Source organism: Rhodoblastus sp., assembly GCF_041915505.1.
GTDB lineage: Bacteria > Pseudomonadota > Alphaproteobacteria > Rhizobiales > Beijerinckiaceae > Rhodoblastus.
The window spans coordinates 1-10,316 of the sequence record NZ_JAYSBG010000103.1 but is presented as its reverse complement, the minus strand read 5'-3'; the positions used below and the strand labels follow the sequence as shown (position 1 = coordinate 10,316).

The following is a 10,316-nucleotide window of genomic DNA, read 5'->3' as shown; positions in this document are numbered from 1 at the left end:
TGCGGTCCATTTCGCCCATCTTGCGCAAAAAGGCTTTGTGGCCCTCGACGCCGACCATCAGCGCCATGCGCGCCGAGCCGATGTTGGAGGAATGGACGAAGACTTCCGGCACCGTGAGAATGGCGTGCGTGGCGTGATAATCGTGAATGACGCCGCGTCCCCAGCTCAGCTCGCTGCGCGCGTCGATGCGCGAATTGAGATTGACCTTGCCGGCGTCGAGCGCCATGGCGATGGTCAGCGCCTTGAAGGTCGAGCCCATTTCATAGACGCCGACGGTCAGGCGGTTGATGTTGTTGGGCTTGAGCCCATCCACCGGATTGTTCGGATCGTAATCCGGCAGCGAGGCCTCGGCGATGACCTCGCCCGTATTGACATCGAGGATCGCGGCCGCCGCCGCCTTGGCCTGGAAGCGCTCCATGCCGTGGACCAGCTCGTCACGCAAGGCGTGGGTGGCGCGCATGTCGAGCGACAAGGCGACCGGCGTCAGATTTTCCGGCGCGAGATTGAAACCAGCGTCGTGGAGATCGGACAGGCCCTGGCCGTCGAGATATTTCTCGATCCCGGCGATGCCGGCATTGTCGGAATTGGTGAAGCCGAGCACATGGGCGCCGAGCGGGCCGTTGGGATAGACGCGCTTGTTCTCCGGCAGGAAGCCGACGCCCGGCAGGCCAAGGCGGAAAATCTCCTGCTGCTGGGCCGGCGTCACGCCGCGCTTGACCCAGACGAAGCCTTTTCGCGAACCGAGCTTGGCGCGCAATTCGCTGGCGTTGACGTCCGGCAGCACGGCCGTGATCAATTCGGTCGCTTCGTCCTTGTCGATGATGCGGCGCGGCTCGGCGAAAACCGACATCACCTTGATGTCGGTCGCCAGCACCTCGCCGTTGCGGTCGACCAGTTCGGGGCGCGCGGCGGAAATGGCCTCGGAGGCCTCGCGCCGCACCGAATGCTGCTCCGGCTTGGCGCCGAAATAGGCGAGTCGGCCGACAAAGACCAGGAACAGCGCGGCGAAAGCCGCCGCGGTGAGCTTGATGCGGCCGCCGCTCTTCGTCCAATGGGTCGAAAAAATCGCCCGCAGCGTCTTTTTCAGATCGAAGGCGCGACGCGGCGGCGGCGCGGAAGCGGGAGGCGGCGCGGGCGTAACGGGCGGCGGTGCCGCGAAAGGCGCGGCGGCCGGCGGATGGGGCGCCGGCTCGTGGACGGGTTCAAGGCGCGCGGCGGCGGCTTCCATGGCTCACCTCCCCGCTTTGGCTGGACCGGCGCCGCCCGGCGTGGCGTTGGCGCCGCCGGGTTTGGGCGTCGCCGAAGACGGCGCCGCGCCCGGCGTGTTGGTCGGCTCGGACAGGCCGAGATCCTGCAGCTTGGCGCCGATCTCGTCGCCGCGCGCGCCCTTGTCCGGCAAGCCGGCGAGCGTGGCGATCTGCGAAAGCTGCATCACCTGGCCGCCGAGATATTGATCCGCCAGAGCCTCAATGCGCACCGGATTGGCGACATGGGCCCATTCCGCCCGCACCATGGCGAGCGAATCGGTCTCGGACTGCAATTCGCGCTTCAGCTTGGCCATTTTCTCGGCCTGGTAGAGCGTGGCGTATTTGATCGAATAGGCGTAGACCGCCGAGCCGACCAGCACCAGGATCGCGATGACATTCATCAGACGGATCATGTCAGCGGCCCTCCCCCCTCATCCGGCGCCCGAGGGCGCCACCTTCTCCCGCCAGGGGAGAAGGGATTTCAGCGGTGCGCTCCGCCCAACGCAATTTGGCCGAGCGGGCGCGCGGATTGCGCGCGCATTCGGCCTCGGTCGGCGCGACCGGCTGGGCGGCGAGCAGCCGGAAGGTCGACGGCGGCGGCGCCTTTTCGCCCGGCAGCAGACGCGAGGCCGCGCGGCCGCGCCCCGAACGCGTGGCGAAGAATTGTTTGGCGATGCGGTCCTCCAGCGAATGGAAGGTCACGACCGCCAGCCGCCCGCCGGGTCGCAGCAGGCGCTCGGCCGCCTCCAGCGCGCGGGTCAGCTCGTCCAGCTCCTCGTTCACCGCAATGCGCAAGGCCTGAAAGGAGCGGGTCGCGGGGTGAATGTCCTGCGGCTTGCCGGGATTGGCGCGGGCGATGATCTGCGCCAGCGCGGCGGTGGTCGTGATCGGCGCCTTGGCGCGTTCGGCCACGATAGCGCGGGCGATCCGACGCGAAGCGCGCTCCTCGCCATAGAGATAGAGCAGATCCGCGAGCGGTTCCTGCTCCAGATTATTGACCAGATCGGCGGCGCTGCGCCCGGCCTTTTCCATCCGCATGTCGAGCGGGCCGTCGAAGCGGAAGGAAAAGCCGCGCTCCGGCTGGTCGAGCTGCATGGACGACACGCCGATATCGAGCACGATTCCGTCGAACGGGCCAAGGCCGCGCTCGCGCGCGGCCGTCTCCATCTGTGAAAAGCGGGTCTGGGCCAGCATGAGCCGGCCGCCGCTCGCCTCGACCAGCGCCGCCCCACCCGCGATCGCGGTCGGATCGCGGTCGAGCGCCAGCACGCGCCCGCCCTCCGCCAGAACGAGGCGCGTATAGCCGCCGGCGCCGAATGTGCCGTCGAGATAGAGCCCGTCGGGCTTGACCGCCAGCGCGCCGATCGCCTCCTGCGCCAGCACCGGGAGATGCGGCGATTCGGCGGGAAGTCCTGTCATCTGCGGCCTCGCGCGCAAGAAAAGCCGGCCGTCGCGACGCGTAGACCCGCCCGCGCCGAGGCGCCGCCGGAGGCTTGGGCCCCGGCGAAAGCAGGCAGGCGAGACGCCGCATGGGATGTGAATTCGGCTAACATGCGACATGAGAGGCGTCAACGCGGAAGCAAGGCTTCGGAAAAATGCATTGGCCGATATTAAAGCATCGTTAGCGTTAAGAACCTGTTGACGCGCCGCACCCAAATGACGCGTCAGGCGCCAGCCGGCCTGTAAGCCGGGTTCTGTATGGCGCCTTGCGGCGCGCGATGGCCATTCATCTGGGACGGCCATTACTGGCCGTCTCGTGCAACCAACCCGGACGACGCCCCGGAGAAGGGTGAGCGAGGCCAAAGACCTGCGCCCTGTCGTCCCTATTCGGTTTTGCTCCCGGCGGGGCTTGCCATGCCGCCGACGTCGCCGCCAGCGCGGTGCGCTCTTACCGCACCCTTTCACCCTTGCCGCCGACGAATCGGCGGCGGTTTGCTTTCTGTGGCGCTTTCCCTGGGGTCGCCCCCGCCGGACGTTATCCGGCGCCGTTTCTCCGTGGAGCCCGGACTTTCCTCCATCCCGAAGGACGGCGGCCATCCGGCCGACTGGCTGCCCCGGCATAGCAGCCGAAGGCCGCGCGTCAAGTTTTTTCGGCGCGCGACGGGTTCCGCCTTGTCTGAAAGCCGCGCCTGCCACATCATCGCGGGGTCAAAAGCGGGACCAACCTGCAAGGAACGGCGCCACGACGCACGCACGCCGGGCGCCACGGGAGGGGAGGCCCAGGATGCCTCGATTTCGCGCCATCTCGATCGCGGCGGCGGCATGGGTCTGTTGCCTTGGCCTCGCCTATGCCGACGGCGCCGGAGACCCGACGCCGAAATCGTCGAAAGACGGCGAATATTTCGACCGGAACAACAATCCGACCTACAAGATCGACAAGGACGGCCGGGTCGATTGGTACAGCTATATCGGCTATGTAATGTATGGCGCAAACTGCCTGCAATGCCATGGCCCCGACGGCCTCGGCTCGACCTATGCGCCCTCTCTCGTCGATGCGCTGAAATCGCTGCCCACGGACCAGGTCGAGGGCATCATCGTCGGCGGCATGAGCAATGTCTCCGCCTCCCAGAACCTCGTCATGCCCCATTTCGGCGACGACAAGAACGTCATGTGCTACCTGGACGCGATCTACGTCTATCTGCGCGCGCGCTCGGACGGCGCATTGGGACGGGGCCGGCCGAACCTCTACGAGCCGCAGCCGAAGGACTGGGACGCCAAGCTCAATCTCTGCTTCGGCTGATGCTCCGGCGGGCCGATCGGGCGCTAAAGGGTTGAGGACGCCGCCCACGGCGTCGCGCCTGTGATTGTTCGGCCGGACGTGGCAAATTTGCACTTGTGCGGCCGCGTTCGGCTGTCCATTGTCGGCGCAGTCTCCCGTCCCGCGGCGACAGAGCCGCTTGGGGCGGCGCCGAGGAGTTTCCTGAACGATGAAAACGAGCCTGATGTTGACTCTCGCCGCGGTAAGCTGCCTCGGCCTTTCCGGCTGCTACACGCCTCAGGACCGCGCGATCGGCGGCGCCGCGATCGGCGGCGCGACGGGCGCGGTCGTCGGCGGCCTCGCTTCGGGCCGGGCTGGCGGCGCTGTCGCCGGCGGCATTCTGGGCGCCGCCGCGGGCGGCATCATCGGCGCCAATACCGCGCCGCCGCCGCCTCCCCCGCCGCCGCGCCGCTGCGCCGAATTCGAGGTCGATCCTTATGGCGGCCGCCATTGCATCGCCTGGTATTGAGCGATCGGACCGCATCTCTGAACAAGGCGGCCCGTCCGGGCCGCCTTTTTGATTCGAAGCCCGACGCCGCATGATCGCCGACAGCCCGCTCGCCAGCCATTTCGAGCCCTCGCCCAATCACGGCGAGCGCCTGCGCGGGCCGGTGGACGCAATCATCCTGCATTATACCGGCATGCCGACCGGCGAGGCCGCGCTCGCTCTGCTGTGCGCGCCGGAAAGCCAGGTCTCCTGCCATTATCTGGTGTGGGAAGATGGCCGCATCTGGCAACTCGCGCCGGAATCGCGCCGCGCCTGGCACGCCGGCAAGAGCTTTTGGGCCGGCGAGACCGACCTCAATTCGCGCTCGATCGGCATCGAGATCGTCAATCCCGGCCATGACGGCGGCTGCCCAGCCTATCCCGACGCCCAGATCGAGGCGGTGATCGCGCTCTGCGCGGATATTAAGCGGCGGCTGGCGATTCTCCCGCAGCGGGTGCTCGCCCATTCGGACGTCGCTCCGTCGCGCAAGAGCGACCCCGGCGAATATTTTCCCTGGCGCCGCCTGCATGAGGCCGGAATCGGCCATTGGGTCGCGCCGGCGGCGCTCCGCCCCGGCCCGGCCTATGAGCCGGGCGCGATGGGGCCGCCTGTCGCCGCCCTGCAGACCCTGCTCGCGGCCTATGGCTATGAGGTTCCGGCGAGCGGGCTCTACGACACGGCGACGCGTGACGCGGTCGCTGCGTTCCAACGTCATTTCAGGCCGGAAAAGGTCGACGGAATCGCCGACCTCTCGACCCTGGAGACCCTGCGCGGCTTGCTCGCCGCCTTGCCGACGGCCTGAGTTCAGATGGCGTCGAGCTTGCCCAGCGCCTCGGCGACGAGGTAATAGAACGCCGCGCGCGACTTGTGGTTGTTGCCCTTCATCTTTTCCGTGGCCGTCTTGATCGCGGCGTCGATGGCCGCCTCGTCGGTCACGCCGAGCTTCTTCTTCGCCCAATTGGTCTTGACGGTCTTGATCTCGTCCGGGTCCGACGAGGCGACCAGAGCAGAATCGGGATTGCGCAACGCAATGCTCAGATATTTGAGCAGCGCCTCGGCCTTGGCCGGGTCGGCGTTGGGGGCGTATTTCTTGAGTTCCGCCGCATGATCCATGCTGATGTCCTCCCGCCGGAGGGGCCGGCTCGATGCGGCCGCGACTCCCGCGCGAGGGCAGCAAAGCTCAGCCGCCGCAGGAGCGCAAGCGATTTTGCCGCCGCTTGCCGCGCCGGCCTCGAATCATTGCAGGTCCCATTCGCAAATCCGACCGCCATGGCGACGCCGCTCCAGATCGAGATGAATGTGATGGTCATGCGCGGCGTCCGCTCCCGGTCCCAGCACGGTCGAGAAGGCGTCGCAGGCGCTCGCGCGCAGGTCCGTCGCAAGTTCGAGATCATTGGCAGGGTTCGACAGCGACAGCGTGCGCCCGTCCTCGAACACGATCGCATCGATGTCCATCGCGTTGCCGCGCGCATGTTCGGACAGGAACGCGCCGGCCTGCCCGTTGCGCGGGCGGCACTGATAGCCTCCCGCCCCCGCGAACCGCGCTACGCGGCCGAACGACGCCTTGGCGGACGCCTCGATCGATGGGACCAGATCGGTCGCGATCCAGCGCGCCGCCGCCGCCGCGAAATCGCAGCGCAGGGTGAGAGGCGGCTCAAGCTTGACCACGCGCTTGTCAGAAAGGATCACCGCCTCAAGGGAAACCGGCGCCGCTATGCCGCATCCATTCTCACCGCCGATCGGCGGCAAGCGTTTCACGGTGACGGCGCCGCTTGACAGGAGCTGATCGCAGGCCGCTGGATCTTCCGGATTTTCGACCGCCGCCGGGGAAGGTTCAGGAGGCGGCGCAGGTGTGGCAGGCGGCGCAGGCTGGGTAAGATCCGGCGGCCGCGGCGGTGGCTGCGGAGGTTCGACCGAAGGCGGCGCGACGACAAGATCGGCTGGACGCGGCGGCGGAAGTGGCGGCGCGACGCTGGCCGCCGCCGGCCATAATTGCGTGCTGACGAACAAACTGCAGACCAACAAGCGGGCGCTCGGCCGCATCGCTCCCCCTTTCAATCGCCAGCTTGAGGCTGGCTGACATGAAAGGAACGCGCCGCGCCCGAACCTGTTTCAATTCGCTGTCAACTTGCCGCGCGACATCAGGCGTTCGAGCCGCGCCGGTTCAGCGCCCGCATGATGGCCGCGAGCATGTCGGTCTGGGTGATCAGCCCCACGATCCGGTAATTGGAATCGACCACCACGACCTCATAGGCCCGGCCGCTGGACAGAGCCGCCGCGAAGGCCAGCGCCGGCGTGTCGGGCCGCGCTGTCGGCGCATGGGTTATGATCGCCGCGACCAGCGCCGCCTCGCCGATCAGGCGACGCGCCTCGATCATGCCGATATAGACGCCACGCCGGTTGACCACGGGCAGGCAGCGCAGCTTGCGCGCCAGCATTTTCTCTCGCGCTTCGGCCACTGTCGCGTCATAGGAAATCGAGACAATGTCCTTCGACATGATCTCTCCGCAGAGCGGCGAGTCCTTCGTCCGCGCCAGCGCCCGCTCCTCCAGTCGCCAGAGCAGTTCCTCCAGATCGGCGCGATCGATGTCGAAGGATTCGTGCATCGCGCCGAGCACTTCATCGAGATCGTCGTCGCGAAAACCCGCCCGGCGGATCGGCGGCGAATCCAGGGTTCCGTAGAGGCTTTGCGGCGGCGTCGCCGGCCGGTGCGGATAGGAATGGCTGGAAAAGCGGTGGAAGACCACTCCGGCCATCACCAGCAGCAGAGAATTGGCGCCGACGGGGGAGAAGGCGAAGAGCAGATCGGGCGGCGCGCCGCTATGGGCCGCGAGCGCGGTCAGCAAGGCCGCCGCACCGCCGGGCGGATGCAGGCAGCGAAGCAGCGACATCAGCACGATCGCCCCGCCGACGGCGACGCCCGCCGCGAGGAAGGGATTGGCGACGAATTGGCAGACCGCCAGCGCAACGAGGCAGGACAGCACATTGCCGCCGACGACCGGCCAGGGTTGGGCCAGCGGGCTCGACGGCACGGCGAAAACCAGAACCGCCGAGGCGCCGATGGGGGCCACGATCAACGGAACCGCGCCGGCGCCGGCCCCCATCGCCGTCACGAAACCCGTCAGCCCAATGCCGACCAGCGCGCCGAGCCCGGCCAGCAGGACGTCGCGCGGCGTGCCGCCGGCGAGCGCCGGCGCCAGCCGTCTCAAGAAGGTTTTCAAGACGCCGCCTCGCCAAATGCCTATTTTTTGCGCCTATTGTCACATAAAACGGCAGCTAGCAAGCTCCGACGCAAGGCGTCGGGCTTATGGGCGGTAGTTGAGAATTGGTGACAGCCAGCGCTCGACCTCGGCCACGCTCATGTTTTTCCGCGCGGCGTAATCCTCGACCTGATCGCGCTCGACCTTGGCCACGCCGAAATAATGCGCGTCGGGATGAGCCAGATAGAGCCCGCTGACCGAGGCGCCTGGCTGCATCGCGAAACTCTCTGTCAACGAAACGCCGATGCGGCGCGACGCGGCGAGCAGGTCGAAGATGGTCTGCTTCTCGGTATGATCCGGCTGGGCCGGATAGCCCGGCGCCGGGCGGATGCCGCGATAGGCTTCGGCGACCCGATCCTCGTTGCTCAAAACCTCGTCCGGCGCATAGGCCCAGAACTCTTTTCGCACGCGCTCGTGCAGATATTCGGCGAAGGCTTCGGCGATGCGATCCGCAAGAGCCTTGACCAGAATGGAGCCGTAATCGTCATTGGCCCGCGCTAGCTTGTCGGCGATCTTGCCCTCCTCCGGCCCGGCGGTGACGACAAAGGCGCCGACATAATCGGCCTTGCCGCTCTCCGCCGGCGCGACGAAATCCGACAGCGCGACATTGGACTTGCCGTCATGGCGCGCGAGCTGCTGGCGCAAGGTGTGGAGCGTGGCGAGCTTCTCTCCACGCGATTCGCCGGTATAGAGCGCGATATCGTCGCCGACCGCATTGGCCGGCCAGAAGCCCAGCACCGCCTTGGGATTGAACCAGCGCTCGTCGACGATGCGCTTGAGCATTTTCTGCGCGTCCTCGAACAATTGTCGCGCGGCGGCGCCCTGTTTCTCGTCTTCGAGAATTTTGGGGAAGCGGCCCTTCAATTCCCAGCTCTGGAAGAAGGGCGTCCAGTCGATATAGGGGATCAGTTCCGCCACATCGAGCGAGGACAGGATGCGTATGCCGGTGAAGCTCGGCTTGGGCGGGTTGTAATTTTCCCAATCGATCTTGAAGGCGTTCGCGCGCGCTTTCGCGAGCGGCACGCGTTTCTTCTCGCTTTCGGCGCGGGCGTGCGCCTCGGCGGTCTTGATATACTCTTCAGCGATCTGCTTCTTGTAAGCGGCCCTGCCCTCGCCGATCAACGCCTGCGCCACGCCGACGGCGCGGCTGGCGTCGGTGACGTAGATCGCCTGATCATTGGCGTAGTTCGGCGCGATCTTCACCGCCGTATGCACGCGGCTGGTGGTCGCGCCGCCGATCAGCAGCGGAATGTCGAAATCCTCGCGCTGCATTTCGGCGGCGACAAAAGCCATTTCGTCGAGCGAGGGCGTGATGAGGCCGGACAGCCCGATGATGTCCACTTGCTGCTTCTTGGCCTCGTCGAGAATGCGCGTCGCGGGGACCATCACGCCGAGATCGACAATCTCGAAATTATTGCAGGCGAGCACGACGCCGACGATGTTCTTGCCGATATCGTGCACGTCGCCTTTCACGGTCGCGAGCAGAATCTTGCCCGCGCTTTTGCGTCCGCCTTCCTCGCCCTTGGCGGCCTCGATATAGGGCAACAGATAGGCCACCGCCGCCTTCATCACGCGCGCCGATTTCACCACCTGCGGCAGGAACATTTTTCCGGAGCCGAACAGGTCGCCGACCGTGTTCATGCCGGCCATCAGCGGCCCTTCGATCACATCGAGCGCGCGCGACGATTTCTGGCGCGCTTCTTCGGTGTCGGTCTCGATGAAATCGGTCACGCCATTGACCAAAGCATATTCGAGCCGCGCCTCGACCGTCTGCTCGCGCCAGGCGGCGTCCTTCTCCCGCGTCTCGGTGGTCTTGCCGCGATATTTTTCGGCGATCGCGAGCAGACGCTCGGTGGCGTCGGGCCGGCGATCGAGCACCACGTCCTCGCAGGCGTCGCGCAATTCGGGATCGATCTTCTCATAGACCGCGAGCTGGCCGGCGTTGACGATGCCCATATCCATGCCGGCGGTAATGGCGTGATAGAGAAACACGCTGTGCATGGCCTCGCGCACCGGCTCGTTGCCGCGGAACGAGAACGACAGGTTGGACACGCCGCCCGAGATATGGGCGTGCGGCAAAGTCTGCCGGATCGCCTGCGCGGCCTCGATGAAATCGACGCCGTAATGATTGTGCTCCTCGATACCCGTCGCGACCGCGAATACATTGGGATCGAAGATGATGTCCTCGGGCGGGAAGCCGACTTTTTCGGTGAGGATTTTATAGGCCCGCGTGCAGATTTCGATCTTGCGCTTGAACGTGTCGGCCTGGCCCTGTTCATCGAACGCCATGATGACCGCCGCTGCCCCGTGGCGGCGCACGATCTTGGCCTGGGCGATGAATTTCTCTTCGCCTTCCTTCATCGAGATCGAATTCACCGCCGCCTTGCCCTGCAGGCATTTCAGGCCGGCTTCAATCACCTCGAATTTGGACGAATCGACCATCACCGGCACGCGCGCGATATCCGGTTCGGCGGCGACCAGGTTCAGGAATTCGACCATCACCTTCTGCGAATCCAGCAGGCCCTCGTCCATATTGACGTCGATGATCTGCGCGCCATTGGCGA

Annotated in this window: 10 protein-coding genes and 1 other RNA gene; 3 read left to right on the top strand and 8 right to left on the bottom strand. The window is 66.3% G+C overall.

The features are described 5' to 3' along the window. From ACE3S9_RS08620 to rnpB, 4 genes are all read right to left on the bottom strand, one after another. Window positions 1–1,228 (bottom strand): peptidoglycan D,D-transpeptidase FtsI family protein (locus tag ACE3S9_RS08620; RefSeq protein ID WP_374546036.1); only part of this gene is annotated, 1,228 nt, incomplete at its 3' end. Window positions 1,229–1,231: 3 nt separating this feature from the next. Continuing rightward, window positions 1,232–1,660, bottom strand: a complete 429-nt coding sequence (locus ACE3S9_RS08615; RefSeq protein ID WP_374546035.1) for a hypothetical protein — start codon at window positions 1,658–1,660, stop codon at window positions 1,232–1,234. 1 nt (window position 1,661) lies between these two features. Beyond that, the gene (gene rsmH / locus ACE3S9_RS08610; protein WP_374546034.1) at window positions 1,662–2,666 is read right to left on the bottom strand and encodes a 16S rRNA (cytosine(1402)-N(4))-methyltransferase RsmH; all 1,005 of its coding nucleotides are present in this window, start codon (window positions 2,664–2,666) and stop codon (window positions 1,662–1,664) included. 248 nt (window positions 2,667–2,914) lie between these two features. After that, window positions 2,915–3,296: RNase P RNA component class A (gene rnpB, locus ACE3S9_RS08605), an RNA gene on the bottom strand. 175 nt (window positions 3,297–3,471) lie between these two features. Here rnpB and ACE3S9_RS08600 point away from each other — a divergent pair. The 3 genes from ACE3S9_RS08600 (at window position 3,472) to ACE3S9_RS08590 (ending at window position 5,294) form a co-directional block, all read left to right on the top strand. Continuing rightward, a complete protein-coding gene (locus tag ACE3S9_RS08600) occupies window positions 3,472–3,987 on the top strand; it encodes a c-type cytochrome, methanol metabolism-related (protein ID WP_374546033.1) in 516 nt (171 codons plus the stop codon). A 202-nt stretch (window positions 3,988–4,189) separates the two neighbouring features. Beyond that, the gene (locus ACE3S9_RS08595; protein WP_374546032.1) at window positions 4,190–4,474 is read left to right on the top strand and encodes a hypothetical protein; all 285 of its coding nucleotides are present in this window, start codon (window positions 4,190–4,192) and stop codon (window positions 4,472–4,474) included. 70 nt (window positions 4,475–4,544) lie between these two features. Further along, window positions 4,545–5,294 (top strand): N-acetylmuramoyl-L-alanine amidase, encoded by a 750-nt coding sequence (locus ACE3S9_RS08590; RefSeq protein ID WP_374546031.1) that lies wholly within the window; start codon window positions 4,545–4,547, stop codon window positions 5,292–5,294. Between the two features lie 2 nt (window positions 5,295–5,296). Here ACE3S9_RS08590 and ACE3S9_RS08585 read toward each other — a convergent pair whose 3' ends face one another. From ACE3S9_RS08585 to metH, 4 genes are all read right to left on the bottom strand, one after another. Beyond that, window positions 5,297–5,605, bottom strand: coding sequence for a DUF2853 family protein (locus tag ACE3S9_RS08585; RefSeq protein ID WP_374546030.1), 309 nt, complete (start codon window positions 5,603–5,605; stop codon window positions 5,297–5,299). A gap of 123 nt (window positions 5,606–5,728) precedes the next feature. After that, entirely contained in the window at window positions 5,729–6,535 is an 807-nt protein-coding gene (locus ACE3S9_RS08580) for an extensin family protein (RefSeq protein ID WP_374546029.1), read from the bottom strand. Between the two features lie 98 nt (window positions 6,536–6,633). Further along, the gene (locus tag ACE3S9_RS08575) at window positions 6,634–7,713 is read right to left on the bottom strand and encodes an HPP family protein (RefSeq protein WP_374546028.1); all 1,080 of its coding nucleotides are present in this window, start codon (window positions 7,711–7,713) and stop codon (window positions 6,634–6,636) included. An 84-nt stretch (window positions 7,714–7,797) separates the two neighbouring features. Further along, window positions 7,798–10,316, bottom strand: a 2,519-nt coding sequence (metH, locus tag ACE3S9_RS08570) for a methionine synthase (protein ID WP_374546027.1), incomplete at its 5' end; no start/stop codon positions are given.